This is a genomic window from Pseudomonadota bacterium (assembly GCA_034189865.1).
Classification (GTDB): Bacteria; Pseudomonadota; Gammaproteobacteria; order UBA5335; family UBA5335; genus JAXHTV01.
On record JAXHTV010000007.1, the window covers coordinates 19,259 to 45,252 of the forward strand.

28 protein-coding genes are annotated in these 25,994 nt (G+C 58.3%); 3 read left to right on the forward strand and 25 right to left on the reverse strand.

All coding sequences use genetic code 11. The features are described from left to right. Positions 1–25: 25 nt before the first annotated feature. The 3 genes from rlmD to cysM are packed head-to-tail and all read right to left on the reverse strand — an operon-like array spanning position 26 to position 3,089. Entirely contained in the window at positions 26–1,363 is a 1,338-nt protein-coding gene (rlmD, locus tag SVU69_05115; protein MDY6942377.1) for a 23S rRNA (uracil(1939)-C(5))-methyltransferase RlmD, read from the reverse strand. Positions 1,364–1,368: 5 nt separating this feature from the next. Continuing rightward, positions 1,369–2,166, reverse strand: a complete 798-nt coding sequence (locus tag SVU69_05120; GenBank protein ID MDY6942378.1) for a 3'-5' exonuclease — start codon at positions 2,164–2,166, stop codon at positions 1,369–1,371. Between the two features lie 32 nt (positions 2,167–2,198). Next, positions 2,199–3,089, reverse strand: coding sequence for a cysteine synthase CysM (cysM, locus tag SVU69_05125; protein ID MDY6942379.1), 891 nt, complete (start codon positions 3,087–3,089; stop codon positions 2,199–2,201). Positions 3,090–3,245: 156 nt separating this feature from the next. Here cysM and SVU69_05130 point away from each other — a divergent pair, with 156 nt between their 5' ends. Beyond that, positions 3,246–5,981, forward strand: a complete 2,736-nt coding sequence (locus SVU69_05130; protein ID MDY6942380.1) for a response regulator — start codon at positions 3,246–3,248, stop codon at positions 5,979–5,981. 21 nt (positions 5,982–6,002) lie between these two features. Here the strand turns inward: SVU69_05130 and acpS are convergent, their stop codons facing one another. The 13 genes from acpS to rpoE all read right to left on the reverse strand — a co-directional run bounded on the left by acpS (position 6,003) and on the right by rpoE (position 15,768). Then, complete coding sequence (acpS, locus tag SVU69_05135; GenBank protein MDY6942381.1) at positions 6,003–6,377, reverse strand: holo-ACP synthase; 375 nt, start codon at positions 6,375–6,377, stop codon at positions 6,003–6,005. Next, a complete protein-coding gene (gene pdxJ, locus SVU69_05140; GenBank protein ID MDY6942382.1) occupies positions 6,374–7,123 on the reverse strand; it encodes a pyridoxine 5'-phosphate synthase in 750 nt (249 codons plus the stop codon). The genes acpS and pdxJ overlap by 4 nt, the downstream gene beginning before the upstream one ends. Further along, complete coding sequence (gene recO / locus SVU69_05145; GenBank protein ID MDY6942383.1) at positions 7,120–7,857, reverse strand: DNA repair protein RecO; 738 nt, start codon at positions 7,855–7,857, stop codon at positions 7,120–7,122. The genes pdxJ and recO overlap by 4 nt, the downstream gene beginning before the upstream one ends. A gap of 3 nt (positions 7,858–7,860) precedes the next feature. Then, positions 7,861–8,778 carry a GTPase Era gene (gene era / locus SVU69_05150; GenBank protein MDY6942384.1) on the reverse strand — a complete coding sequence of 306 codons (918 nt, stop codon included), beginning with the start codon at positions 8,776–8,778 and terminating at the stop codon, positions 7,861–7,863. After that, positions 8,771–9,451, reverse strand: coding sequence for a ribonuclease III (rnc, locus tag SVU69_05155; GenBank protein MDY6942385.1), 681 nt, complete (start codon positions 9,449–9,451; stop codon positions 8,771–8,773). Before rnc ends, era begins: the two co-directional genes overlap by 8 nt. Next, positions 9,448–9,813 (reverse strand): DUF4845 domain-containing protein, encoded by a 366-nt coding sequence (locus tag SVU69_05160; protein ID MDY6942386.1) that lies wholly within the window; start codon positions 9,811–9,813, stop codon positions 9,448–9,450. Before SVU69_05160 ends, rnc begins: the two co-directional genes overlap by 4 nt. Positions 9,814–9,881: 68 nt before the next feature. Further along, positions 9,882–10,673, reverse strand: coding sequence for a signal peptidase I (lepB, locus tag SVU69_05165; protein MDY6942387.1), 792 nt, complete (start codon positions 10,671–10,673; stop codon positions 9,882–9,884). A gap of 34 nt (positions 10,674–10,707) precedes the next feature. Continuing rightward, complete coding sequence (gene lepA, locus SVU69_05170) at positions 10,708–12,510, reverse strand: translation elongation factor 4 (protein ID MDY6942388.1); 1,803 nt, start codon at positions 12,508–12,510, stop codon at positions 10,708–10,710. Positions 12,511–12,638: 128 nt separating this feature from the next. Further along, positions 12,639–12,899, reverse strand: coding sequence for a glutaredoxin family protein (locus SVU69_05175; protein MDY6942389.1), 261 nt, complete (start codon positions 12,897–12,899; stop codon positions 12,639–12,641). Between the two features lie 124 nt (positions 12,900–13,023). Next, complete coding sequence (locus SVU69_05180; GenBank protein ID MDY6942390.1) at positions 13,024–13,518, reverse strand: SoxR reducing system RseC family protein; 495 nt, start codon at positions 13,516–13,518, stop codon at positions 13,024–13,026. Continuing rightward, positions 13,515–14,495: a MucB/RseB C-terminal domain-containing protein gene (locus SVU69_05185; protein ID MDY6942391.1), complete on the reverse strand. Its 981-nt coding sequence runs from the start codon at positions 14,493–14,495 to the stop codon at positions 13,515–13,517. The genes SVU69_05180 and SVU69_05185 overlap by 4 nt, the downstream gene beginning before the upstream one ends. Continuing rightward, positions 14,492–15,160, reverse strand: a complete 669-nt coding sequence (locus SVU69_05190; protein ID MDY6942392.1) for a sigma-E factor negative regulatory protein — start codon at positions 15,158–15,160, stop codon at positions 14,492–14,494. The genes SVU69_05185 and SVU69_05190 overlap by 4 nt, the downstream gene beginning before the upstream one ends. A 29-nt stretch (positions 15,161–15,189) precedes the next feature. Next, positions 15,190–15,768 (reverse strand): RNA polymerase sigma factor RpoE, encoded by a 579-nt coding sequence (rpoE, locus tag SVU69_05195; GenBank protein ID MDY6942393.1) that lies wholly within the window; start codon positions 15,766–15,768, stop codon positions 15,190–15,192. Positions 15,769–15,946: 178 nt separating this feature from the next. Between rpoE and nadB the strand changes: the two genes are divergently transcribed. Beyond that, positions 15,947–17,608: an L-aspartate oxidase gene (nadB, locus tag SVU69_05200; GenBank protein MDY6942394.1), complete on the forward strand. Its 1,662-nt coding sequence runs from the start codon at positions 15,947–15,949 to the stop codon at positions 17,606–17,608. A gap of 16 nt (positions 17,609–17,624) precedes the next feature. Here nadB and SVU69_05205 read toward each other — a convergent pair whose 3' ends face one another. The 7 genes from SVU69_05205 to SVU69_05235 form a co-directional block, all read right to left on the reverse strand. Continuing rightward, positions 17,625–18,044 carry a protein YgfX gene (locus SVU69_05205; GenBank protein MDY6942395.1) on the reverse strand — a complete coding sequence of 140 codons (420 nt, stop codon included), beginning with the start codon at positions 18,042–18,044 and terminating at the stop codon, positions 17,625–17,627. Next, positions 18,013–18,252: a succinate dehydrogenase assembly factor 2 gene (locus tag SVU69_05210; protein ID MDY6942396.1), complete on the reverse strand. Its 240-nt coding sequence runs from the start codon at positions 18,250–18,252 to the stop codon at positions 18,013–18,015. Before SVU69_05210 ends, SVU69_05205 begins: the two co-directional genes overlap by 32 nt. A gap of 28 nt (positions 18,253–18,280) precedes the next feature. After that, positions 18,281–19,057, reverse strand: coding sequence for a succinate dehydrogenase iron-sulfur subunit (locus tag SVU69_05215; protein MDY6942397.1), 777 nt, complete (start codon positions 19,055–19,057; stop codon positions 18,281–18,283). A 94-nt stretch (positions 19,058–19,151) separates the two neighbouring features. Next, positions 19,152–20,942, reverse strand: a complete 1,791-nt coding sequence (sdhA, locus tag SVU69_05220; GenBank protein MDY6942398.1) for a succinate dehydrogenase flavoprotein subunit — start codon at positions 20,940–20,942, stop codon at positions 19,152–19,154. Positions 20,943–20,948: 6 nt separating this feature from the next. Next, positions 20,949–21,329 (reverse strand): succinate dehydrogenase, hydrophobic membrane anchor protein, encoded by a 381-nt coding sequence (gene sdhD / locus SVU69_05225; GenBank protein ID MDY6942399.1) that lies wholly within the window; start codon positions 21,327–21,329, stop codon positions 20,949–20,951. Between the two features lies 1 nt (position 21,330). Beyond that, positions 21,331–21,720, reverse strand: coding sequence for a succinate dehydrogenase, cytochrome b556 subunit (gene sdhC / locus SVU69_05230; protein ID MDY6942400.1), 390 nt, complete (start codon positions 21,718–21,720; stop codon positions 21,331–21,333). Positions 21,721–21,887: 167 nt separating this feature from the next. Continuing rightward, entirely contained in the window at positions 21,888–22,055 is a 168-nt protein-coding gene (locus tag SVU69_05235) for a DUF1674 domain-containing protein (protein MDY6942401.1), read from the reverse strand. Between the two features lie 181 nt (positions 22,056–22,236). Between SVU69_05235 and SVU69_05240 the strand changes: the two genes are divergently transcribed. Then, positions 22,237–23,271 carry a folate-binding protein gene (locus tag SVU69_05240; GenBank protein MDY6942402.1) on the forward strand — a complete coding sequence of 345 codons (1,035 nt, stop codon included), beginning with the start codon at positions 22,237–22,239 and terminating at the stop codon, positions 23,269–23,271. 15 nt (positions 23,272–23,286) lie between these two features. Here SVU69_05240 and lysS read toward each other — a convergent pair whose 3' ends face one another. Beyond that, entirely contained in the window at positions 23,287–24,783 is a 1,497-nt protein-coding gene (gene lysS, locus SVU69_05245) for a lysine--tRNA ligase (GenBank protein ID MDY6942403.1), read from the reverse strand. Between the two features lie 24 nt (positions 24,784–24,807). Continuing rightward, positions 24,808–25,903, reverse strand: a protein-coding gene (gene prfB / locus SVU69_05250; protein MDY6942404.1) for a peptide chain release factor 2 whose coding sequence is annotated in 2 segments (ribosomal slippage) — positions 24,808–25,830 and positions 25,832–25,903 — 1,095 coding nt in all. Because the reading frame shifts where the segments join, the coding sequence is not laid out codon by codon here. Positions 25,904–25,994 lie beyond the last annotated feature (91 nt).

Here is a 25,994-nt window from a genome sequence, read left to right on the forward strand (position 1 = left end):
CAAGTCCGTGGTCTGTAGTCAAAATCTAATGCCGCTCAAAACAAGCGATGGCTTCAACATGATGGGTTTGGGGAAACATATCCATCACCCCTGTGCCGGCCAAACGGTAACCCAACTCATGCACCAGAATCTGTGCATCGCGTGCCAAGGTCGCCGGGTGGCAGGACACATAAACCACGCGCGCTGCGCCCGATTGCGTCACCAGCGGCAATACCTCCCGCGCGCCGCTTCGCGGCGGGTCCAGCAATACCGCGTCGAATCCCCCGTTCATCCAAACAGGGTTCTGCAATTGAGCTGAATCGTAAAGATCAGCATAGTGGAATTCGACATTCTCGATGCCATTTCGCGCCGCGTTCTCCTGGCCTTTCGCCACCAGGGCCTTGTCTCCTTCCACGGCGACCACGTGCCCTGCGCGGCGGGCGATGGGTAGCGTGAAATTCCCCAGCCCCGAAAACAATTCCAACACCCGACTATCAGTGGAGCAATCCAGCAACGCCAGCGCACGCGCCACCATCTGACGATTGATCTGCGCATTGACCTGCGTGAAGTCGGTCGGCGAGAAGCCAATGGTGACATCTGACGATGGCAACTCATAACACAGCGGCGGATAGTCCGGCTCCAGCGGGACCAACGCATCCGGCCTGCCCGGTTGCAGGTAAATCTGAACGTTATGGTCGCGGCCGAACGCCTGGAATGCGCTACGATCGTCCTCTGTCGGCTCGGTGAGCACGCGAAACACCAGCGCCACGTGCTCGTCGCCCGCAGCCACCTCGATTTGGGGTATGCGGTCAGGAATGCTCGACCCGCCCACCAGCGCCGATAGCGGCTGCAACAAGCTCGCCACACGGGCATCCAACACCTCGCATTGCGTCATATCCGCCACGTAAGGCGAGCGACGTTCACGAAAGCCGATGAGTACCCGGCCTTTGCCGTGCACCTGCTTAACGGCCAGCCGGGCCTTGCGGCGGTAGTTCCAGTGCGGCCCCAGCAGCGGTTCATAAACCTCATCGGGCTCCACTTGCCCTAAGCGTTTGAGTCCTTCCAGTAAGTGCTGTTGCTTCTCGCGTAGCTGCGCCTGCGGCGAGAGGTGTTGCAAACAACAGCCGCCGCATCGGCCGAAAAACTCACAGCGCGGTTCCACGCGGTCGGGCGAGGGCTCCAGCACCTCCACCACGTCGCCTTGATCGAAATCCCGGCGCCGGCCGGTGGTGATGTAGCGCACCGTCTCGCCGGGCAAGGCGCCATGGATAAAAACCTTTTTGCCCTCAACGGCGGCGATCCCAAGACCTTCGTGGCTCAGACCGCTCACCTGCACGACAACCGGATCGGGCGGCAGCCGGTTGCGTCTTTGGCGTCGCGACATGTTACTCAGTTCACGTCCCCTGCTTTGTCGTCGGCGTCGTCCCAGGCCGCCAGAAACGCCTGGAAGTGAGGCTTGTTCTCCTCCACCAGCTGGGCTTTCACCAAGGCGCATTCGCGCTGATAGCCGGCGGGATCGAGATCACCCCGGATGAGCTGGAACCGCAGATAAATCAGGTAGGTATTTAGCGCGTCCGTTTCGCAGTAATCCCGAATGGCGGCGACCTCCCCGGCCAGAAAGGCATCCCAAACCTTGTCGCCCCGCATACCCATCTTGCCCGGCAAACCCAGCATCACCGCGACTTCGTCCAACGGGGCGTTGGCACGCGCCTGATAACCCGCCAAAACGTCCATCAAATCGGTGTGCCGCCAGTGGAAACGGCCCAGGTAGTTGTTCCATCGAAAAGCCGTGTCCTCGTCACCGAGTTCCCAATAGCGCGGGGCTTGAACGCCATGCAAGAGCGAGCGGTAGTGAAGCACGGGCAGATCGAAGCCGCTGCCGTTCCACGACACGATGGTGGGGGAAAACTTGTCAATGCCATCGTAAAAACGCGAAACCAGCTCGCGCTCGGGCGCATCCGGCTCGCCCAACGACCACACCTTGAACTGATCGCCTCGGCGCAAACAGATGGATATGGCCACGACGCGGTGCAGGTGCAGCGGCAAAAACTCCTGACCGGTCTTTTGCCGCCGTTGGTGAAACATGATCCGCGCTACGTCCTCGTCGGACAAATCGGGTACGTCGTACAAACGTCGCCCGGTATCGAGATCTGGCACAGTCTCGATGTCGAAAGCAATGACATTCATGATCTATTCGGTTCCGTCCGGTCAATCGGGTCCTAAACGGGAAAGACGCCGGTGGACAGATAACGATCCCCCCGGTCGCAGATGATGCCGACAACCACGGCGTTTTGCGTCTCGGCCGCGATTCGCAGCATCGCCGCCACGCAGCCGCCCGAAGAAACGCCGGCCAGGATACCTTCCTGTGCCGCCAACTGCCGCGTGGTTTCCTCGGCTGCGGCTTGGTCGATATCAACGATTCGGTCGATTTTCCGGGCATCGAATATCTTCGGCAAATACGCTTCGGGCCAGCGCCGGATTCCCGGAATGCTGGCGCCGTCGGCCGGTTGCACGCCAACGACCTGGACAGCCGGGTTTCGGGCCTTCAAGTAACGTGAGCAGCCCATGATCGTGCCGGTGGTACCCATTGAGCTGACAAAGTGAGTGACGGTGCCGCCCGTGTCGCGCCAGATTTCCGGGCCGGTTCCTTCCTCATGTGCGCGGGGATTATCGGGGTTGGCAAACTGATCGAGGATTTTTCCCTCGCCTTGCGCCACTAATTGCTCGGCCAAATCACGCGCCCCTTCCATGCCCGACTCGGCAGAGACCAGGCGAATATCCGCTCCGTAGGCTTTCATGGTGGCCACGCGCTCTTTGCTGGCGCTCTCGGGCATGATCAGCACCATACGGTAACCGCGAATGGCCGCGGCCATAGCCAGGGCGATGCCGGTGTTACCGCTGGTGGCCTCAATCAGCACATCCCCAGGCTGGATTTCACCGCGCTGCTCGGCATGGCGGATCATACTCAAGGCCGGTCTATCCTTGACTGAGCCGGCCGGATTGTTGCCCTCCAGTTTCACCAGCAAGGTGCAACCGGTATCGCGGCCGAGCCGCTGCAGACGGACCAACGGGGTATTACCGACAAATGCTTCTACGGTTGGAAATTCCATGCGGCGATTGTAATGCATCAGAGCATCAACCGACACGAGCAGCACCGACCGAGCGCCTAAGTATCAAATTTCCCATATAATTTTCACAATTGTGACGATAAACAACACGGCGCCGGTTAACCGCGCGCCACAACTCACCGAGGAGATTGGAGCGTCGTGCTAAAAAGCTGGGGAATTCGCGATCGAATGCTGCTGCTGGCCTTGGTACCGCCGGCACTGATTGCCATGATCGTGGGTTTCTATCTCATCAATGTTCGCATTCAGGATTTGGACCAGGCGCACGAGGAGCGTGGGCAAACCCTAGCGCGAGACGTGGCCGGCACGGCCGAGTACGCGATCCGCAGTGGAGATATGGCGCTGGTGGAGCATGCCACGCAAATCGCACTGGCCAATCCCACGGTGTTCTCCGTGGTGGTATTCAGTCCCGGTGGCAAGATCCTGGTCGACGCGCACAACGACAACAACATACCTCAGGTCCCGGATGAGTCCAGTTGGCTGGAATACCTGTTGCGACAACCAGGGCTTGGCACCAGTGTGTTTTCCCGGCCCATCCAATTCCCCACCAGCGAGGCACCGGGTCGAGTCGATGTGGTGCTCTCCCGGTCGGAAACCCAAACGCGGCAGATGGAGGTGCTGTTCAACGGGCTTCTGATCACCGCCATGGGCCTGCTGGTGAGCTATCTGCTGGCGCTCAGCACCAGCCGGGACATCATCATCCCGATATTGCGGCTCACCCGGGCCGTTCGCAGCTTCCGCCGCGGCCAACTCACCCGCCGCGTACCCGAACAGTCTGGCGGTGAGCTCGGCACCCTGGAACGAGGCATCAATGCCATGGCGGAATCGTTGTTGGTCAGCCGCCAAGACTTGCAGGGACAAATCTACCAATCCAACGCGGAATTGCGCACCACACTCGAGGAATTGGAAATCAAAAACGTCGAGCTCGACCTGGCCCGACGCCGCGCCGAGGAAGCCAGCCAGATTAAATCGCGCTTTCTGGCCAATATGAGCCATGAAATTCGCACCCCGGTGAACGGGATGGTGGGCTTCACCCGTCTGCTGGCCCAGACCGAAGTGGATCAAGAACAGCGCGAATACGTACAGATCATCGAGAATTCGGCCAAGAATCTGCTCAGCATCATCAACGATATCCTGGATTTCTCCCGTATCGAAGCCGGCAAGCTCACGATCAACCACGGCCCATTCAACCTCAAGGAACTGGTAGACGAAACCGTCGGGCTGTTGGCGCCGTTGGCCTTCGAGAAGGGCTTGGAATTGGTCTGCCTGGTCTACCGGGACGTCCCACTGCAATTGGCCGGCGATGCCCTACGCTTGCGGCAGATTTTGACCAACCTCTTAAACAACGCCGTGAAATTCACCAACGAAGGACAAGTCACCGTTCGAATCATGGTCCACGACGAGTCGGAGGACCAAGTCACCATCAAAGTCACCGTCAGCGATACCGGGATCGGGATCGAACCCGAGCACCAAAGTCGTATCTTCCAGGCGTTCAGTCAGGCCGACACCCGTTTTACCCGCCGCTTTGAAGGCACCGGACTGGGTCTGTACATCACCGAGCGCTTCTTGCACGCCATGAACGGCCAAATCGGCTTCGAAAGCACGCCGGGGAAAGGGTCCAAGTTTTGGTTCACGTTGCCACTGGAACGCCTGCCCGTCGAGGACCGACAGCCCGAACAGACATCCCTGCAGCCGGCGTTACCGCACCGGCAAGCACTGGTCTACGACGCGAACCATCTGTCTTGCCTGGCCATCAGCCATTTGCTTGAGCAATGGGGGGTCGACGTCACGGAGGCCGATAGCGCAACCGATATTCGGGAGCTGATCGGCCAAGCGCAAGAGAGACACTACGATTTCGTCGTGATTGGCCTGGCCGTCGCGCAATTGACAGAAGGCCCCACCACCGAGCTTCTGACATGGCTGCACGATCAGCGCCAACGAGTCATTACGCTGGCGAACTCGGTCGACCGGAGCGTCCACGCTCGGCTGCGGGATCTGGGCGCGGCGTCCAGTCTTCCCAAGGTGATCAATCGCAACAAGTTGCTGGACACCCTCTGCGAAATGACCGACGCCGAAACATATCCCTGCGTCGACGAAACCATCAGCGCTGTCAGCGCAGAGATGCCCGCGTTGGCCGGTCTGCGCCTGCTGGTAGCCGACGACAACCGGGTTAATCTGCGGCTGTTGTCGACACTACTGAGCCGACACGGCGCGAAAGTCGATGAGGTGGACAATGGCGAGGCGGCCGTGGCCAAGTTCCGCGAGGCCCACTACGACGCGCTGCTACTGGACGTGCACATGCCCGTCATGAGCGGGGTCGACGCCGTCAAACACGTCCGGCAACTCGAGCCCGCGGGCCACCACACACCCGTGATCGCCGTCACCGCCAACGCGATTCCCGAAGAATGGCGCCGCTTCCGGCAGGCCGGCATGGACGACTGCCTGGTCAAGCCCATTGAGGAAGCCGCCATCGTCGAATGCCTGACCCGGCTTTGCCGCGAGACCGCTGACAACCGTGCTGCTGAGCACCTCGAAAACGACCGGCCACAGTCCGGCAAGCGACTGACAGGCGATTCGCCTTTGATGGATGCCGAAGTGTTAGAGATGTTGCTGGAAGATCTCCCGCAACAACAAGACCTGATGAACCAGGCCTACGGCGAGCAGAATCTCAGCCAGATGATCGACCAGGTGCATTTGATCCACGGATCCGCGGCATTCTGCGGCTTGTCGGCCATTAAAGAAGCGGCCTTCGTATTGGAAAACCAGTTAAACCAAGGCGGCAGCGAAGAGGGCGAGGTGAGCTATTTGTTGGCGCGTCTGAACCGGGAAATCGACCAATTCCTGCGCCCGTATCAAAACCGCCAAACGGCGCCCTAAAAACAGACGCCGCAGCGGCCGTCATTCGATCACGACAAAGGCCACGGCGTATTCTTTTTCATCGCTGATCGTGGCATGGACCACGCTGGCTTCGATCCGGGCCAGCAGATGGGCCGCCGGCCCTTCCAACACCACAATGGGCTTGCCGGCCGCGTCATGGTCTATCCGGATATGGCGCGGTCCCATGCCATGGCGAAAACCGGTACCCAAGGCTTTGGCGACGGCTTCCTTGGCGGCAAACCGTTTGGCCAGAAAACGGGCGGGGAAACGATGGGCGGCGAAGTCCTCCCACTCGTCGGGATGCAGAATGCGACGCGCCAGCCCATCACCCAAACGGGCCAGATCGCGCTCCAGGCGTTTGACGCTACAGATGTCCGTGCCGACGCCACGGATCATGGCATCGGCCGTGCTGCCAACATGAGCCGTTTCATCTCCCTGACGGCTTGGGCCAACCCATCGAAAATCGCCTGCGCCACAATGGCGTGGCCGATGTTGAGCTCCACCACCTCGGTAATCGCCGCCACCGGCGACACATTGTGGTAATGCAGGCCGTGACCGGCATGAACCGTCAAGCCCAACGCCGCCGCTTGTTCCGCCGCGCGTTTGAGCCGAATCAGTTCCTCAGACCGTTGCGCTCGGGTCGCAGCATTGGCATAGCCGCCGGTGTGCAACTCAATGGCCTGGACACCCAACTGAGCGCAAGCCTGGATCTGCTTCTCTTCGGCGTCGACGAATAGCGAGAGGCGAATTCCGGCCGCCATGAGCCGATCGCAGACTTTGCTGAGCGAACTCAATTGAGCCAAGACGTTCAGACCCCCTTCGGTGGTGAGCTCATCTCGCCGTTCCGGCACCAGACAACAGTCGCTCGGCCGGGCCTGGGTGGCGAAGGCGACCATCTCATCGGTTGCTGCCAACTCCAGGTTCATTCGGGTCTGTATTGTCTCCAAAAGCAACCGAACATCGCGCTCCTGAATGTGGCGACGGTCTTCGCGTAAGTGCACCGTAATGGCATCGGCGCCGGCGTGTTCGGCCATCAGTGCGGCGTGCACCGGGTCGGGATATCGGGTACCCCGGGCTTGGCGCAGCGTGGCCACGTGGTCGATGTTGACACCCAGCTGAATGGGTTGTTGGGTCGTATTCATTCTGATTCTTTCCGTTCGGCAGAAGAGCGCTTTGTGAGCAGCTCACTCATCACACGTCGGCTTCGTAAGGGCTCGCCGCCCAAATGGTGCGCCAACACCCGGCGTAGCAGCCGTTTTGCGTACTCTCTCTGTTCGCCGGTGGAGAATGCCTCCTCCGCAAGCGCCAGCAGACAGCTCCCGGGGATGTCGGACTCGCCACGACCCGTGCTGGGACGTGGCCCGGCCTCCACATCATACCGGTACCACCGGTCACTGCGAACGGGTGCATCACTGCCCGCCTCGTGTTCCAACACCAGACCGAATCCCAATTCCTGAAGCAGATGTTTTTCGAACATTCGCAAGGTGGTGTCGGGCTCCGACGCGGCAGCCAGCCGACCGATGGCCAGCGCATACTGATCGAAAACCCCCGGACAGGAATCTTGACGCCGGAGCAGACGCAGCAACAGCTCATTCATGTAATAAGCGGAGTACAGCCGATCCCCTTGCAAGGCCGGCAACACTGCCCCGCTTTCCACACCGGTGAGCTGCCCCAACTCGCCCCGAATCATCCAGGAACACAGTAACGGCCCGAATGGCCGCAAAAGCGGGCGCCAGCGCGATTTAGGACCCCGCACCCCGCGCGCGACCAAGCCCATACGGCCATGCTCGCGAGTCAAGAGTTCGACGATCAAGCTGGTGTCGCGGTAAGCATAGCTGTGCAGCAGGTAGGAAGGCTGCAAATCAACGCGGGTCACGGCTCAGGTTCCGTCGTAGCCAAAGGCTTCCAACGCGCCGGGGTTGTTGGTCCAGTTTTCTTTCACTTTGACCCAGAGTTCGAGATGCACCGACTCACCCAGGTTTTCCGCAATGGCCAGCCGGGCCGCTCGACCGATGCGCTTCAAGCTTTGCCCCTGCGCCCCGATGACCATGCCTTTCTGGCTATCCCGTTCCACCCAGATCACCGCGCCGATATCGACGCCCTTGTCCGAGCGTTTGAACGATTCGACTTCCACGGTCAACGCGTAGGGAATTTCCTGGTGAAGATGCAGCATGAGCTGCTCCCGAATCAGCTCGCCGACCAAAAACCGCTCGCTGCGGTCGGTGACGTACTCCTCGGGAAACAGCGGCTCGCCTGTAGGCAAATGTGCCAGGATTTCGCGCTCTAGCGCGTCGATGTTGTCCCCGCGTTGTGCCGATAACGGCACCACGAAGGCGAAATCCATCTTGCGAGAAAGCGAGTCCAAAAGCGGCAATAACTTTTGCTTGGGCTTGATGCGATCGACCTTATTCACCACCAGTCCCACCGGATGCGGATGGTGCCGCAGACGCTCAACCACGGCTTGATCTTCCGGGGTCCAACGCTCGGCGTCCACCACAAACAACACCAGATCCGCTTCATCGAGCGCAGCGAGGGCCGCCCGGTTCATTTCCCGGTTGATGGCCCGCCCGCCGGATTGGTGAATACCGGGCGCATCGATGAAAACGATCTGTCCGTCGGGCCGCGTGTGTATGCCATGAATACGATGACGTGTGGTCTGCGGTTTCCGTGTGACGATGCTGATCTTCTGACCCACCACCCGATTGACCAGGGTGGATTTTCCCACGTTGGGTCGGCCAGCCAACGCCACGAACCCACTGCGGTAAGCGGATGCCGTCGAGACGAAGGTATTATTCATGGCCGGACAGCACCTGATAAGCGGACTCGGCAGCGCGTTGTTCGGCCTGCCGACGGCTGCGTCCTTGCCCGGTGTAGGACTGATCCGTATTGTCGATATGACAGGCCACCAGAAACTGCTGCTCGTGATCGGCGCCGGTGACCTCCAATACTTCGTATCGCGGCACCGGGACGCCCCGTCCCTGCAGATATTCCTGAAGGCGGGTTTTGGCATCTTTGAGGTCATCGACCGACGGTAGATTCTCCAAGCGCGATGTGAACAATCGCGCGATCAAACCGGAAACCGCGGGAAACCCACCATCAAGGTAAACAGCGCCTATGACGGCTTCGATGGCATCGGCCAGGATAGATTTTCGCCGAAAACCGCCCGTCTTGCGGGCACCAGCACCCAAACGAAGAAATCGCCCCAGATCGAGTTCCTGCGCAATCTGCGCCAGGGTATCACCCTTCACCAACGTCGCTCGCATACGACTGAGATCACCCTCGGCCAGATCCGGACAACGCTCGAACAACGCCTGCGAGATCACCAAATTAAGAGCCGCATCGCCTAAGAATTCCAGTCGCTCGTAGTTTCGCCGACTGAAGCTGCGATGGGTGAGCGCGCTTTCCAGCAATTGAGCATCGCGAAACTGATATTCCAAACGATCTTGCAATATGTCCGTACGCGTATTCAACGACCGCCGACCTCAACCTCTTCGGAGAATTTGAGCACCAGATCGATATTCCAGAACCATGGGGTTCGAACTTCATAATCCGCCTGCACGACGGTGGAATCGTTCTCACGGAAGATAACCAGATCGCTATTGCCGACATGACTGACCTGATTAATCTGAAAACGGCGCAATATCAGGTCCCGAACGTTTCTTGGCGACAAGTCCTCGGTTTCCGGCAGTTCAGTCAACGATTGGATTGACGACGAGACTTTCAAGTAATCCAAATAAATCGGTAGCAAAAGAAAAGCGGTATAGCCGGAAAACGTGACGACCACAATCAATGCCATTATGCCGGGGATGCCAATACCTTTTTGCCGAATCATGATTGAATTCACCCTTCGCTGGTCAATCGCTTGGTTCCCGCGGCACTGCCGTGCACATCCAACTAAAATTAGTCGATGATTTGTCCGATGCGGGACCACCCAGGCAGACCCTTGTTGTGATCCCAGTTCATCCAGATGACCACCGCTTTGCCCACCAGATTGGCTTCAGGAACCATGCCCCAGCGGCGACTGTCATCACTGTTGTCCCGATTATCACCCATCACGAAGTAATGACCTTCCGGTACCCGTTGCACGCTCTCAAGGGACGGCCGACCGGAGGTGAGCAACACTTCGTGGGCGTTTCCGGGCAAATCTTCCCGGTAGCGCCACGCGCGGGCGATTCGCGGCGCACCAGTTCCTGTATAAAGGCCCAGCCTTGTCATCGGCACTGGCTCCCCATTTATAAAGACCTGTTTCTCCCGGTAGGCAATTTCGTCGCCCGGCAAGCCCACCACCCGCTTGATGAAATCTTTTGAGGGATCTTCGGGAAAACGGAATACCATCACGTCACCACGCTCCGGTTCCCGCCATTCCAGGATTTCGATATTCGATACCGGTAGACGAATTCCGTACCGAAATTTGTTCACCAGGATAAAGTCGCCCGTGAGCAAGGTCGGCACCATCGAGGCGGAGGGAATCCGAAACGGCTCGACCACAAACGACCGAACGAGCAAAACCACCAGCACGACAGGAAACAAGCTGCGACCGAAATCGACCAGCGTGGAGGGCTCCTCCGGTGGCTGATCGGACGCCTCGGCTTCGCGCTGGCGGCGGGGTTCCCATCGAAACTTATCAAGTCCCCACAGAACCCCCGTTATCAGCGTCAGCACCACCAGCAAAAGCGAAAAATCAGCGTGCATATGTTCTCCTTAGATACTCCCCATTCGCCCGCTGCTAACTGGATTTTTTACCGACGTCCAACACAGCGAGAAATGCCTCCTGTGGCACTTCCACACGACCGATTTGTTTCATCCGTCGCTTACCGGCTTTTTGCTTTTCCAATAGTTTCTTTTTACGGGTGATGTCGCCCCCGTAGCACTTGGCCGTGACGTTCTTTCTCAACGCTTTTACGTTGGTTCTGCAGACGACGTGATTGCCGATCGCCGCCTGTATGGCGACTTCGAACATCTGCCTTGGAATCAACTCACGCATTCTTTCCGCCAATTGCCGACCACGGCTCTGCGCTTGATCCCGGTGGGCAATCACCGACAACGCATCAACGCGTTGGCCATTGATCAACAAATCCAACTTGACCAGATCGGCGGCTTGGAAACGTTCCAGGCGATAGTCGAATGAGGCGAATCCTCGGCTAACCGACTTGAGCTGATCGAAGAAATCCAAAACGACTTCACTCAGCGGCAGTTCATACTCGATGGACACTTGGCTGCCGAGATATTGGAGGCGTTTTTGCGTGCCCCGCCGTTGCTCGCACAGCGTGATGACCGCTCCGACATGCTCCTGCGGACATAGAATGCTGGCCGCAATAATCGGCTCGCGGATTTCCTCAATCTCGTTCACGGGCGGCAGTTTGGTGGGATTATCCACCTCAATGGTTTCACTGGCGGTGGTTACCACTTGGTAAATCACCGTGGGCGCGGTGGTGATCAGGTCCAGGTCGTATTCGCGCTCAAGGCGCTCCTGAACGATCTCCATGTGCAACATACCGAGAAAACCGCAGCGGAAACCGAATCCCAACGCACTGGAAGTTTCCGGCTCGAAATGAAGCGCGGCATCATTCAGTCTGAGTTTTTGCAGCGCCTCGCGCAGATCTTCGTAATCATCGGAGCTGACGGTGAACAATCCGGCAAAAACCCGGGGCTGCACCGCCTTGAATCCGGGCAATCGAGACGCACAAGGCCGGTCGACATGGGTCAACGTATCGCCCACCGGTGCGCCGTCGATTTCTTTGATTCCGGCAATCACATAGCCGACTTCGCCAGTTTCCAAGGCCCGCTGATCGGCCGGTTTGGGCCTAAATGCCCCAAGACGATTTACGATATGGGCACGTCCGGTAGACATGACCTGCATTTTTTCACCCACCGCCAGGCGTCCGGAAACCACCCGGACCAGCGAGATCACGCCAACATAATTGTCGAACCAGGAATCGATAATCAAAGCTTGCAGCGGTGCTTCGGGATCTCCGTTGGGCGGCGGGATTTTCTTAACAATCACCTCTAACAGCTCATCGACACCTTCGCCCGTCTTGGCGCTCACACGAACAGCGTCGGTGGCTTCCAGACCGATCACGTCTTCGATTTCCTGAATGACCCGATCCGGGTCGGACTGAGGCAGATCGATCTTGTTCAACACCGGAACCACTTCCAGTCCCTGCTCGATGGCGGTGTAGCAGTTGGCAACGCTCTGTGCCTCAACGCCTTGAGCGGCATCGACGACCAACAGTGCCCCCTCACACGCCGCCAGCGAACGCGATACCTCATACGAGAAATCGACGTGGCCGGGGGTGTCGATAAAATTCAACTGATAGGTGTTTCCGTCCCCCGCGGCATACTGAAGCGTCACCGACTGGGCCTTAATGGTGATTCCGCGCTCGCGCTCCAAATCCATCGAATCGAGGACTTGCTCTTGCATCTCGCGGTTGCTGAGACCACCACATATTTGGATTAACCGATCGGCTAGCGTCGATTTGCCATGATCAATGTGGGCAATAATTGAAAAGTTGCGGATGAATTGCTGCATTCGGCTTTGCTGTTAATTGTGAGCCTTGAAATTCTACGCGGGCCACACGGTTAGTGTCATGTCGATTTCAATCCCGAAATTCCAGCCCGGCGGAACATATCAATCCGAACCGGCAGCGGCACCGGGGGCTACCCTGCCTCGTTGACGAAACGCGCGAGGAATTCCCGAACTCGCGGCTCATCCAGTCGATATTCCGAGAGTTCTTCTTCCCCGACCGCCAAGACCGGTATTCGCAGCGCGTAGCGGGCCACCAAGTCCGGTACACCATCGATGTTCACGTGGCGCACAACAACGGGATCCATACCCTCAAGCAAGGCCGCCAAATCGGCCGTGAGTACATCGCACAAATGACACCCGGGTCGACCATAAATCGTGAATTCGATGGCCATACTCAGTTTCGGAACCTTGAGTGAATCACGCAGGGATGGAGCATGACCCACCCTCGAAGTGATCGGCTCATGCCATGTCCGGGCGGCATACTCTCAAAAACGGCGGGGTCAAGGAAAGCGGCGATTAAGGTAAACCTCGCTCGGTGCCCGAAACATTCGAGGCTACCGAGCAACTGGGCCTCGCTGTTTCAAGCCGGCGCATCGTCATAGGCCCTAATGGCGCTTCACCCTGTGGACGGCGCAACCGATAACGCGCGACAAGCCATCCCGCAAACAGACCTGCCATGGCCCCACCACCGGAAAACCCATCGCCGCCGTGAAGTGATTGCGCCAACAGCAAACCGGCGAAGAAGCCGGACAAGGGCAATCCAAAGGCAAACAGCGCATGGTTCTCCACTGGTCGCGCCGGGATGGCGAGCATGACATGATCACCGGGCCGGGCCGCGATGGTATTCCGCACCCGGGTCGATACCGTCGATCCCTTAACGGCAAGTCGCCAGGAAAGGCAACCTCCACCCGCGGCGCATCGACCGCACAGTTCACTATTTGCAATGGGTTGAACCGTTGCCCACCCGTCCTCGGTGGATACGACGTAGGCGAGTGCGGTGAGCTGACTCAATCGGCCATGTCTCCCTGTCGCATGGATTCACCAATCAATCGTAAGGTGGGATAAGGCGCTTCACCGACGACGGTGATCTGATGGCCTTCGACCACGAAACCATAAGCATTGGCCGAACCCTTTTGGAATTCTCCGGTAAAGACGTCTCCGTCCTCCAGAATCGGGCTCACGAAGACGGAAATAGCCGTCAAACCGTCACTATAAACCACTTGTTGGACATCGTGATCCACGTCCGGATGCCGGCGTATGCCGTGCATCATTGTCTCGAAGCCAGGGGGAAGTTCGGCAGCATACCACCGTACCACGTCATCTGGGGGCGGCATCGCCGACGTTCCGACATGCGGATGCTTTTTGAGCTGCGACTCGTCCACATTCGGCTCGAAGTCAGAGTCGTCCGTCACGCCGCCGATTCGTAGCTGGGCGAACATCACCTGCTGTCGAACCAAACGACGATCGTCAATCATCTGGGCATCCAATAACAACCCGGTATCCCGATCCAGGCAAAGCAGATAACCGAATCGATACTCGTCCTTCGGCACCACGGCGGTGCGTTGACAGGGCCGGTCGGCGACTCGGTCAGGGCCTTCGTCGTGGAGCTTATAGTGTGCGAGAACTCGCTCTACGTTATTGGGCCAACCGGAGAAAAACGGCGGAAACCCCCGCGCACCCTCCACCATGATCCCGCGTGCGGGAAAATACCGGATGACTCGCCCCTCGACGCGATGAATTTCACGGAGCTCACCGTTCAGCGAAACAATCCGGGTACGATGGCCTTCGCTCCCGCGATGGATCACCCTGGCCGCCTCCAGAACGCCGTCCTTGACGAAAACAAACACGCCTTCGTAACTCAGCTCATCAGCCGCTTGCACCATGCGACCCAACCAGGCGGGCCCCGGCTCAGCTTGCTCGTCGGCATAAGTGACGGAATGGAGACTCAGTAGCGCATAAATCACTACGAGGGCCGCTCTAGCAATCATCTTGCGCTGGCAGCCGTGAGCTCATACCGGGAGTCCACTACGCGGACGTAGGGCAACATGCCAAGCTGTCCGGCATCTACCAGCCCTTCATTGTGACTGGCCAACAACCTGTCTAGGCGTTCGTCCATGCGCTCTCGGGCCCGCTGCAACCGGTTGCCCGCATCTGCTACCACGGCTTCCTCTGGCTGGGTCTCCACCGCCGGCACTTGTGCGGCTACAGTGGTTGGTACCGCCGGAGGAGTCTCCGAGGGGGTTGTTTCCACGACGGCGACCGGCCCGAGAGGCGCGACCACTGGCTCCGGTGTAATGCTCGTTCCCGATTGCAAGGTCACGAAAAACGTCACTGCCACCAAAGAAGCCGCCACAGCGAAGCCTGAAGCCATCGAAACCCAGCTTAATTCACGCGAGGGCACATGGGATTCATTCTCGATCGCCCGCATAATGCTCGCCGACAAATCGGGATTGACCCGCTCGGGGAGCGAATTACGAATCACATCGCCAATGAGATGGTATCTTTCGAACTGTTTTCGCGAATACTCATCTCGAATCAGCCGACGACAGAAAAACCGCTGCTCAGTCGGCGCCAATTCGCCATCCATACCCGCTGACAGGTCGTCTCCAACCTGTCGCTCCGATCCTGTTTGATGCGCTGCCTTGTCTGGCATTCCCCATTACCTCTTGTGCTCGCCAACTGTTAGTCCATTAACGGACGAAGCTCTTTATCAATACTTTCTCGGGCACGAAACAGACGGGACCGCACCGTACCGACGGGACAATCCATTGCTTCCGAGATTTCTTCATATGTCATGCCTTCCAGCTCACGAAGGATGATTGCCGTTCGGAGGTCTTCCGGCAGGCGCTCAATGGCATCGATGACCGTTTGCTTGATCTCATCGGTTAAAACCAATCCCTCTGGCGTGTCGATCTCAGTCAACTGGTTCGCCAAGTCCACCCCGCTTCCGTCGCCGCCCGTCTCGGATTCGGTCATGACGGGTGCACGCCCGCGCGCCACCAGGAAATTCTTGGCAGTATTGATTGCGATGCGGTACAGCCACGTATAAAAGGCGCTGTCGCCACGAAACGATGGAATCGCCCGATAGGCTTTGATGAATGCCTCTTGGGTCACATCGTAGGCATCGCTGGGTTCATGCACGTAGCGTGATACCAGCTTCACGACTTTGTTCTGATACTTTCGTACGAGAATATCGAACGCTGCCTTGTCGCCCTGTTTGACGCGTTCCACCAGTTCCTGATCTACACTCAATTTGCCCATGCGGGCATTTCTCCTCATGCCCGCAACTAAACCGCCTATTCGCTAGACAAGCCCGGTTGGGGTAAGTTCGCCACCAAACAACCCGAACAGTTATAGTATTGCGGTTATGCACGCAATCGGTCACAGATCGGTATGCTCGTTTGGCCGCCGATTGTAGCAATCTCCCACAGGACGATCTATGCAATACCCGTCGACCGACGTGTTGGTCGTAGGCAGCGGCGCCGCCGGGCTGACACTTGCTCTCCGGCTGGCCGACCATTGTCGCGTCACCGTGCTATCCAAAGGAGGTCTGTCGGCTGGCAGCACCGCTTACGCCCAAGGCGGTATTTCCGCAGTTCTGGATGCCAAAGATTCCCTTGATGCTCACGTCCAGGACACGCTGAACGTCGGCGCCGGACTGTGTGATGAATCGACGGTGCGATTCACCGTCGAACGGGGACCGGCCGCCATCCGGTGGCTGGCTGATCTGGGCGTCCCGTTCACTCGAAAGTCGGAAGACGAGCACGTCGATGGCTCCTCATTTCACTTAACTCGCGAAGGTGGCCACAGCCATCGGCGGGTTGTTCACGCCGCGGATGCCACCGGGGCGGCCATCGCAGATACGCTGCAGCAGCGGGCGCACTCGCATCCTAACATCACCTTATTGGAAAACCGCGTCATCGTTGATCTGATCACGCACGGAAGGCCCGGATTTTTCCCGCCTCGCTGCCTTGGCGCTTATGTCTACGATCACGAAAATCGCCAGGTGGAACCGATCGCGGCGAAATTTACCGTCCTGGCGACCGGCGGCGCCAGTCGAGTTTACCGCTACTCCAGCAACCCGGACGGTTCGACCGGCGACGGCATCGCCGTGGCTTGGCGGGCCGGTTGTCGCGTGGCCAACATGGAATTCATGCAGTTCCACCCCACCTGTCTTTATCTACCCGGCGCACCCACTCAAGCCGCCCGCTCGTTTCTCATCAGCGAAGCGGTGCGGGGTGAAGGCGGGCGGCTCATTTTGCCCGATGGAAGCCGCTTCATGCAGCGCTTCGATCCCCGGGGTGAATTGGCGCCTCGAGATATCGTCGCGCGCGCGATCGATCATGAGATGAAGCGACTGGGCATCGCCCATGTGGGCTTGGACATCAGCCACAAGAGCGCCGAGTTCATCCGACAGCATTTCCCGAACATCCACGCCCAATGCCTGGAACTGGGCTTCGACATCACGCAAGAGCCGCTGCCGGTCGTTCCTGCCGCACACTACACCTGCGGTGGCATCGTCACCGATACCTATGGCCGAACCGACCTCGAGGGCCTCTACGCCGTTGGGGAAACCGCTTACACCGGATTACACGGCGCCAATCGCATGGCCAGCAACTCTTTGCTGGAATGTTTAGTGTTTGGCACCTCCGCAGCGGAAGACATCGGCCGACACCTGCGGAACATCGCGCCGGCACCGACCCTTAAACCATGGGATGAAAGTCGCGTCACCGATTCGGACGAAGAAGTGGTGGTGACACACAATTGGGACGAGCTGCGCACCTTTATGTGGGATTATGTCGGCATCGTCCGAACCACCAAACGACTGCAGCGGGCACAGCGCCGAATTCAGCTGCTCCGGAGCGAAATCGCGGACTATTACGGTAATTTCCGTGTGAGCCGTGACTTACTGGAACTTCGGAACTTGGCGCAAGTGGCGGATCTCATCGTGCGCTGTGCGTTATCCCGGCGTGAGAGCCGTGGCTTGCATTACACGCTGGACTACCGCGAACCCAGTGATGCCCCCCAAATCAGTGTCCTGATTCCGGAGAACTTTGCCGGAACCCGCCACACCACCACATGGTGGAGCGAACGGCCTTAGGTCCGCCCCGGCGGCGTCAGCTAAAACGCACGCGAACAATCAAGCGACGACGCAAAGGCCAAGGCAGGCTGTCCGGAAGAACGATGACATGGCGGCTGGTCAAACCACACCGGAATCGCAAAATGACCAGTCCCCGGGTAATAAATGCACCTGGCATCAGCCGGCCGACACATTGCCGACCGGCGGCTTGTGTCAGCGACCATTCACCACGCTCAAGATGGGTCAAACGTGTGACCCGGCCACTCATCCAATGGTTACGAAGAAACAAGCCCGCGCTCACGAGGATGAGCGACGAGACCACAAAAGCGACCTGGAAAGGCAAAACGGCCCAGGCTGATATCAGCGCCAGACCGTACCCACCGGCAAGCCCCACAGTCAGCCAGCGCGAAGGACGAAGATAGAAATCACGCGTCGCCGCGAATCCGTCTAACGACATCAGCCATAACCGGGTCGGTAGGTTGCTCTGCGCCGAGAAGATAGCCCACCAACTCCGGGTCCTGGAGCTCTAGCAACGATTCAAACGCGGATTGCTCGGGCGGGGACAGCTCATCCAAATGCCGCTCGAGAAATTCGAGTAACAAGTGATCAAGCTCTTTCATCCCCCGTCGACAACGCCACCGCATGCGCGCCCGGTGATCGGCCATGATACGAACTCTGCGAGAGAATCGCCGTTTAGCGGCGAAGCACCATCAGCTTTTTGATCTCGGCGATGGCTTTCGCCGGATTCAGCCCTTTCGGACAGGTGTTGGTGCAGTTCATGATGGTATGACAGCGATACAGTTTGAACGGATCTTCCAAGGCGTCCAAACGCTCGCCGACTGCCTCGTCGCGGCTGTCGGCAATCCAGCGATAGGCTTGCAACAGCGCCGCAGGACCCAAGTAGCGATCGTTCCACCAATAACTGGGACACGAGGTGGAGCAACACGCACACAGGATACACTCGTATAGCCCGTCGAGGTCGGCACGGTCTTCCTTGGATTGTAGACGCTCTCGATCCGGCGGTGCCGGCGTGTCGGTCTTCATCCAAGGTTCCACCGACGCGTACTGGGCGTAGAAATGGGTCAGATCCGGCACCAGGTCTTTGATCACCGACAGGTGCGGCAGCGGATAGATTTTGACGACCCCTTCGATTTCATCGATCGGCTTGGTACATGCCAGCGTGTTGGTCCCATCGATGTTCATGGCACAGGAGCCGCACACGCCCTCGCGACAGGAACGCCTGAAGGTCAATCCGGGATCGATCTCGTTTTTAATTTTGATGAGCGCATCAAGCACCATAGGCGCGCAATCGTCGAGATCGATCTCGTAGGTATCGACACGGGGATTGTGCCCGTCCTCGGGATCGTATCGATATACCTGTACCTGCTTCGTCCGTTTGGCCGTCGCCGGGGCCGGATGGTGTTTGCCTTTGCCGACGACAGAGTTTTTAGGAAGCTTGAATTGCGCCATTCTTAATCAACCTCGCCTTCGTCCCGGAAGTTCAGGACCTTTGTGGGCGCCGGCCTGCAGCGCCCACCCTACGGATACGGTTCGTTTGATCGCCTCAATACACCCGGGGTTTGGGTGGAATCACGTCCACATCGTCCGTCAAGGTGTACATGTGAACGGGCCGATAATCGATGCGGGTCTGACCGTTACCCTCCTGCCAAATGAGCGTATGCTTGTGCCAGTTTTCGTCATCACGCTCGGCAAAATCTTCCCGCGCATGTGCACCGCGGCTCTCTTGCCGGTTGCTGGCCGCGTTCATGGTCGTCACGGCGTTCCCCAGCAAGTTCTCCAACTCAAGCGTCTCGACCAGATCGGTATTCCAGATCAGGCCACGATCACTCACGCCGATCTGATCAAAACCCTTCCAGGTTTCCGCAATCTTCTCCACGCCTTCCTGCAAAACATCGCCCGTTCGAAACACGGCCGCATAGTTTTGCATCACCCGTTGCATTTCCAACCGGAGATCGGCCGTCGGGCGCTCGCCTTTGGCGTCCCGCATCTTATCCAGCCGTTCGATGCCCAGTTCGCTGGCCGACGCCGGCAGGGTCTTATGGGGCTGCCCGGGCTTGATCAACTCGGCACAACGCAGCGCTGCGGCCCGGCCAAACACGACGATATCCAGCAGCGAGTTGGAACCGAGACGATTGGCACCGTGAACGGACACACAGGCCGCCTCGCCAATGGCCATCAGCCCGGGCACCACGCAGTCGGGATCACCATCTTTCAAGGTCACCACTTCCCCGTGGTAGTTGGTCGGAATACCGCCCATGTTGTAGTGAACGGTAGGAAGCACAGGGATCGGCTCACGCGTGACGTCCACTCCGGCGAAGATCTTTGCCGACTCGGCAATCCCCGGTAGCCGCTCGTTGATCACTTCCGGACCCAGGTGCTCCAGATGCAGGTGAATGTGGTCATTCTCCGCGCCCACACCTCGGCCCTCTCGAATCTCGATGGTCATGGCCCGGCTGACCACATCGCGGGAAGCCAAGTCTTTGGCGTTCGGAGCATAGCGCTCCATAAAACGCTCGCCTTGGGAATTGGTCAGATAACCGCCTTCGCCGCGAACCCCTTCCGTGATCAGACAGCCCGCGCCATAAATGCCGGTGGGGTGAAACTGCACGAACTCCATATCCTGAAGCGGCAGTCCGGCTCGAAGGACCATGCCGTTGCCGTCGCCCGTACAGGTGTGCGCGGAGGTGCAAGAAAAGTAGCTACGACCGTAACCGCCAGTGGCCAAGACCGTCATATGGGCGCGGAATCGATGAATGGTGCCGTCTGCCAAGTTCCATGCCGTGACGCCGCGACAGACACCTTCTTCGTCCATGATGAGGTCAAGGGCAAAATACTCGATGAAAAATTCGGCGTGGTGCTTGAGCGATTGCTGGTAAAGCGTGTGTAGGATGGCGTGCCCGGTTCGGTCGGCGGCGGCGCAGGTTCGTTGGGCTGTGCCCTCGCCGAACCGCGTGGTCATCCCGCCGAAGGGTCGTTGATATATTTTGCCGTCTTCGGTGCGCGAGAACGGCACCCCGTAGTGCTCCAGTTCCACGACCGCCGGCACTGCTTCACGGCACATGTATTCAATGGCGTCCTGATCTCCCAGCCAGTCCGAACCCTTGACCGTGTCGTACATATGCCAGCGCCAGTCGTCCTCGCCCATATTCCCCAGCGCGGCGCTCATACCGCCCTGCGCTGCCACGGTATGGCTGCGGGTGGGAAAAACCTTGGTCAGACAAGCCGTCGATAAGCCTTTCTCCGCCATTCCCAAGGTGGCTCGGAGTCCCGCTCCCCCGGCCCCCACAACGATGACGTCGTATTGATGTTCGATAATCTTGTAGGCACTGGTCATGAAGCTTCAGCCTCCGAAAGCAACTCTAAGAACGGCCAAAATACCCGCCACGCCGAGCAGAGTCAGCGCAAACTTGGCTGCGATCAAAGAAGCGATTTTGATCCACTCGATGTCAACGTAGTCTTCGATAATGACTTGCACACCGAGCTGAGCGTGGTAGAAAACCAAGGCGATCAGTATCACCATGAACACCGTCACGTGAGGCCGAGAAATCCACTCAACCACGATCGGATAATCGGCACCGGCCACGGAGACCAGGGCCACGACGAACCATAGCAACAGGGGAACCAGCGCCAGTCCACTCAAACGCTGTAACCACCAGTGATGCGCGCCTTCTTTGGCTGAACCGAGATGGTTGACTCGGGAAATCGGCGTCCGAGAGTCCATACTACGCTCCGATGGTGAGGCCTAACGTCCAGGCCAGAAAAGTGAGGATTCCGGTCGCTATCAACACGGCGACTCCGCTCTGCCGGGCCTGTTCTTTCTCGAAACCAAACCCCAAATCCCAGGCCAAATGGCGCACGCCGTTGCTGAGGTGATAGAAAAGCGCAACCGACCAGCCGAACAACAACAGTTGTCCCAGCCCCGAACTCAGCAGGCCTTGCGCAGTCGCATAAGCCTCCGGACCAACTGCCAATGCGCACAGCCAATAGATGAGAACGAGCGTACCGACCGTCAGTGCCACACCGGTTGCCCGATGCAGAATCGACAGCAGCATGGTCAATGACCAACGGTATATCTGCAGATGGGGAGAAAGAGGCCTGTTGTCGGAAGCCATTCAGCTTACCTCCAGGTTAAATTACTCGGGACTGGGCGAACGTCCGTTCGCGCGATTTCAAGAACCACGGCGAGAAGTTCCGAAACGAGGAGTCATCTTCCGCTGCCCGGGGAATAAGGTCCATTGAGCGGGGGGACCTGCACACCTACCACCGAGGCAATCGCGGATTAAAAATCAATACAGCGGCCTTTTCGTTCCCAGTCGCTGTATCGCGTCGGCTCCAGCCCCTGTGGGCCACCGATTTCCTTCGGCTTTTGGGCCGCCCTTTGTTTGCTTTCGCCCGACGGGTTTTTTCGACCCCGATCAGACGGTGGCGGGTCGCGTCGTTCCATCATCCATCCCGTGGAATCACAGGCGCCTTTTATACTGAATATGCCTATTGCGCGCAACCTGGAAGCGACCTGAACCGCTCACCGGCGGGCTGACACCAAGGCCCGGTTACCCTAAGATGGTGCTTCGTACCGTTGAGTTTTCCCTCACCCGATGGACCCGCGATTTCGGAGAGGTTCTGAATACATGAAACCAAACTGGAAAACGTTTCTCGTGGATGCCGGCGCGGAATTCGAAGATGACCGCATCGTCCACTACGGCAATCCCGAGCGCGAACGCCGGATGGTCATGACGGGTAATGTGTTTTGCGACCTTTCTCACTTGGGGTTGATTAGCGCTTACGGTGAAGACGCACTGACCTTCCTGCAAGGCCAATTCACCAACGACCTCAGCATGGTCGACGAGACCCGAAGCCAACTCAGCGCGTACTGCGACCCGAAAGGGCGCGTATTGGCAAGCTTCCGGCTATTCAAGCGAGGCGACACGTACTACATGGCGCTGCCCCGGCAAAACCTGGAACCGGTGTTACAACGCCTCCGCAAATATGTTCTCCGTGCCGACGTCACGCTGGAAGATGCTTCGGACGCCTTTGTCCGGGTCGGCATGTCGGGCCCCAGTATGGACGTGGAACTCGGCCACGCGGTGAGCCCCATTCCCAGCGAGATCGACCAAGTGACCACGCTTGAGGATGTGAGTGTGTTGCGGATACCCGGACTTCATCACCGATTTCAGGCTTTCGGTGAACTCGAAACCATGAAAAAAGTCTGGGATCGCCTGAATGTCCGCTGCGCCCCCATCGGCCCGGCACCCTACAAATTGCTGGATGTGCTGGGCGGTGTGCCGACGGTGTACCCCGAAACCGCCGAGCGTTTTCTTCCACAGATGCTCAACCTTGACGCCCTCAGCGGCGTGAGCTTCAAAAAAGGCTGCTACCCAGGCCAGGAAATCGTGGCCCGGGTGAAACACTTGGGAGGCTTAAAACGGCGTATGATTCGGGCCCATGTTCGCGGAACCAAGCAGCCGAAAATTGCCGATTCGGTCTACTTGGCAGGCCAGGATCAGGCCGTCGGACAGGTGATCGACTCTCAACCCCATCCCGATGGTGGGCACGAAATACTGGCGGTCTTGCAGATCGATCTCGCAAACCGAAGCGACCTCGTCACGGGGTCTCCGAACGGCCTGCCCATCGTTGTGGGAAACCTACCCTATTCGGCTGAATAAAAACCTAGAGAAGCGTCAAGAACTCTCGGGGCGCATATGCGGAAACAACAGGACGTCCCGAATCGACGGCGAATCGGTCAGTAACATCACCAGCCGGTCGATCCCGATACCCTCCCCGGCGGTCGGCGGCAGACCATATTCCAAGGCCGTGACGTAATCGCCATCGTAAAACATCGCCTCCTCATCGCCGGCGGCCTTTTCTTCAACTTGCCGCCGGAAGCGCTCGGCCTGGTCTTCCGGGTCGTTCAGCTCCGAAAAACCGTTGGCGAGTTCACGGGTGGCTACGAAAAACTCGAAACGCTCGGTGACCTCAGGATCAGCGCTTTTGGCCCGCGCAAGCGGGGAAACCTCAGTCGGGTAATCAGTGATGAATGTCGGATCGACCAGCCGCGACTCCACCGTGTGCTCGAAGATCTCCACCAGTAACTTACCCCAGCCGACGTTGGGCTTGACGGAAATGCCCAAGTGATCACACGCTGAAACCAAATAGTCGCGGTCCCGCAACCGGTCGATATCCAGATCCTGATTAAACTCTGCAACAGCTTCGGCGACGCTCATCCGGCGAAACGGCTGCCCGAAATCGATTCTCATCCCCTGGTACTCGAATTGAAAACCACCCACGACCACCGATGCCAAACCGCGCAGCAGCTCTTCGGTCAGATCCATCAGATCGCGATAGTCGGCGTACGCTTGATAGAACTCCAACATGGTGAATTCGGGGTTATGCCGCGCAGAGACCCCTTCGTTACGGAAATTTCGGTTGATCTCGTAGACTTTTTCGAATCCTCCGACCACCAGGCGCTTGAGGAACAGCTCCGGGGCGATTCGAAGATAGAGCGGAATATCCAAGGCATTGTGATGGGTGATGAAGGGCCGGGCGGTGGCGCCACCGGGAATCACCTGCATCATGGGGGTTTCCACTTCGATAAACCCATGATCGTCAAAAAAAGCCCGGATGAAGTTAATGATCACGCTGCGGGTTCGAAACAAAGCGCCCGTTTGCGGATTCATGATCAGATCCAAGTAGCGCTGACGGTAGCGCGTCTCCTGGTTGGTCAGCCCATGAAATTTCTCCGGTAAAGGCCGCAAGGATTTGGTGAGCAAACGCGCCTGGGACACACGGATCGACAATTCCCCGGTTTTGGTCTTGAACAAGGTCCCTTCCGCGCCGACGATATCCCCCATATCCCAGGTTTTGAAATCCCGGTAAACCGCTTCGCCCAACGCGTTCTGTTGGAAGAACAACTGGATGCGGCCGGCCATATCCTGCACGTGAACGAAACTGGATCGCCCCATGACCCGTTTGGCCATAATCCGGCCGGCCACGCGAACCTGAACCGGGTCCGCTTCGAGTTCGGCATTCTCCAAGCTGCCGTAGCGGCGGAGAAGATCGCCCGATAGGGCGTTCCGCTCGAAGTCGTTGGGAAATGCCTGCCCGTTTTCCCGCCATTGCTGGAGCTTGAGCCGGCGCTGCGCGATCAGGCTGTTTTCGTCTTGCGATTCCTGGGTCATGGTGATGTCTCGAGTGCTCTGATTTTAAAGCGCTTGTTTCAAACTGGCTTCGATAAATGGATCCAAGTCACCGTCTAAAACGGATTGGGGGTTACTGTTCTCCACCCCGGTACGCAAGTCTTTGATGCGCGACTGATCCAGTACGTACGACCGAATCTGGCTGCCCCAACCGATATCCGCCTTGGAATCCTCTTGCACTTGGGCCTTTTCTTGGCGCTTTTGCAGCTCCAACTCGTAGAGCTTGGCCTTGAGCTGTTTCATGGCCGTGTCTTTGTTTTGATGCTGCGAGCGGTTGTTTTGACACTGCACGACCACGCCAGTGGGAAGGTGAGTGATTCGAACCGCCGACTCGGTACGGTTAACGTGCTGACCGCCGGCGCCACTGGCACGATAGACGTCTATCCGCAAATCCGCCGGATTGATTTCAACCTCGATATCGTCGTCCACCTCAGGCGCCACAAAAACGGCGGCGAAGGAGGTGTGGCGACGGTTTCCGGAATCGAACGGCGATTTTCGAACCAAACGATGAACCCCGGTTTCGGTGCGAAGCCAGCCGTAAGCATAAGGTCCTTCAACCCGCACGGTGGCGCTTTTAATGCCGGCTACATCCCCCGCGGAAACTTCCAGCAGCTCCGCTTTGAATTCGTGCTTCTCGGTCCAGCGCAGGTACATGCGTAGCAGCATCTCGGCCCAATCCTGCGCTTCCGTACCGCCAGATCCGGCCTGGATGTCCAGAAAGCAGGATGAGTCGTCCAGCTCGCCCGAAAACATCCGCTGAAATTCCAGCCCGACAATATCTCGCTCAAGCCCCTCGACGTCGGCGGCAACCTCCCCCGCCGTGGCCATATCATCTTCGACTTCGGCGAGCTCCAACAGCTCTCCGGCGTCGTTCAGTGCGCCATCGAGCCGCTCAAGCGTGAGCACTACGTGTTCCAGTCGAGCGCGCTCACGACCCAGCGCCTGGGCCCGTTCGGCGTCGGACCAGACGTCCGGCACCTCGAGTTCCCGTTCGACCTCAGTCAGACGCTCTTTCTTGGCATCGTAGTCAAAGATACCTCCGCAGGTCGTGCAAACGTTGCGACAGGTCTTTCAAGCTTGTTTTAACGCCGGCAAGCTCCATGATGTCAGTCCTCGAAACAGTCACTACGCAATCGACGCGGGCGGCCGATTCGACAAGCCGACGTCAAAATAGTCGCGTAGTTTAACTCAGC

What these genes read in the sequence shown, in the direction of transcription:
- rpoE (MDY6942393.1), bottom strand. Translation starts at nt 15,768, where the DNA reads ATGGGCAAATTGAGTGTAGATCAGGAACTGGTGGAACGCGTCAAACAG.
- SVU69_05210 (MDY6942396.1), bottom strand. Translation starts at nt 18,252, where the DNA reads ATGGCCGATCACCGGGCGCGCATGCGGTGGCGTTGTCGACGGGGGATG.
- SVU69_05215 (MDY6942397.1), bottom strand. Translation starts at nt 19,057, where the DNA reads ATGGCGCAATTCAAGCTTCCTAAAAACTCTGTCGTCGGCAAAGGCAAA.
- sdhD (MDY6942399.1), bottom strand. Translation starts at nt 21,329, where the DNA reads ATGGACTCTCGGACGCCGATTTCCCGAGTCAACCATCTCGGTTCAGCC.
- SVU69_05205 (MDY6942395.1), bottom strand. Translation starts at nt 18,044, where the DNA reads ATGTCGTTAGACGGATTCGCGGCGACGCGTGATTTCTATCTTCGTCCT.
- SVU69_05120 (MDY6942378.1), bottom strand. Translation starts at nt 2,166, where the DNA reads ATGAATGTCATTGCTTTCGACATCGAGACTGTGCCAGATCTCGATACC.
- SVU69_05175 (MDY6942389.1), bottom strand. Translation starts at nt 12,899, where the DNA reads ATGGCCATCGAATTCACGATTTATGGTCGACCCGGGTGTCATTTGTGC.
- era (MDY6942384.1), bottom strand. Translation starts at nt 8,778, where the DNA reads ATGAATAATACCTTCGTCTCGACGGCATCCGCTTACCGCAGTGGGTTC.
- rlmD (MDY6942377.1), bottom strand. Translation starts at nt 1,363, where the DNA reads ATGTCGCGACGCCAAAGACGCAACCGGCTGCCGCCCGATCCGGTTGTC.
- SVU69_05240 (MDY6942402.1), top strand. Translation starts at nt 22,237, where the DNA reads ATGAAACCAAACTGGAAAACGTTTCTCGTGGATGCCGGCGCGGAATTC.
- lepA (MDY6942388.1), bottom strand. Translation starts at nt 12,510, where the DNA reads ATGCAGCAATTCATCCGCAACTTTTCAATTATTGCCCACATTGATCAT.
- SVU69_05190 (MDY6942392.1), bottom strand. Translation starts at nt 15,160, where the DNA reads ATGCCAGACAAGGCAGCGCATCAAACAGGATCGGAGCGACAGGTTGGA.
- sdhC (MDY6942400.1), bottom strand. Translation starts at nt 21,720, where the DNA reads ATGGCTTCCGACAACAGGCCTCTTTCTCCCCATCTGCAGATATACCGT.
- SVU69_05160 (MDY6942386.1), bottom strand. Translation starts at nt 9,813, where the DNA reads ATGATTCGGCAAAAAGGTATTGGCATCCCCGGCATAATGGCATTGATT.
- acpS (MDY6942381.1), bottom strand. Translation starts at nt 6,377, where the DNA reads ATGATCCGTGGCGTCGGCACGGACATCTGTAGCGTCAAACGCCTGGAG.
- nadB (MDY6942394.1), top strand. Translation starts at nt 15,947, where the DNA reads ATGCAATACCCGTCGACCGACGTGTTGGTCGTAGGCAGCGGCGCCGCC.
- lepB (MDY6942387.1), bottom strand. Translation starts at nt 10,673, where the DNA reads ATGCACGCTGATTTTTCGCTTTTGCTGGTGGTGCTGACGCTGATAACG.
- sdhA (MDY6942398.1), bottom strand. Translation starts at nt 20,942, where the DNA reads ATGACCAGTGCCTACAAGATTATCGAACATCAATACGACGTCATCGTT.
- cysM (MDY6942379.1), bottom strand. Translation starts at nt 3,089, where the DNA reads ATGGAATTTCCAACCGTAGAAGCATTTGTCGGTAATACCCCGTTGGTC.
- SVU69_05185 (MDY6942391.1), bottom strand. Translation starts at nt 14,495, where the DNA reads ATGATTGCTAGAGCGGCCCTCGTAGTGATTTATGCGCTACTGAGTCTC.
- lysS (MDY6942403.1), bottom strand. Translation starts at nt 24,783, where the DNA reads ATGACCCAGGAATCGCAAGACGAAAACAGCCTGATCGCGCAGCGCCGG.
- SVU69_05235 (MDY6942401.1), bottom strand. Translation starts at nt 22,055, where the DNA reads ATGATGGAACGACGCGACCCGCCACCGTCTGATCGGGGTCGAAAAAAC.
- pdxJ (MDY6942382.1), bottom strand. Translation starts at nt 7,123, where the DNA reads ATGAATACGACCCAACAACCCATTCAGCTGGGTGTCAACATCGACCAC.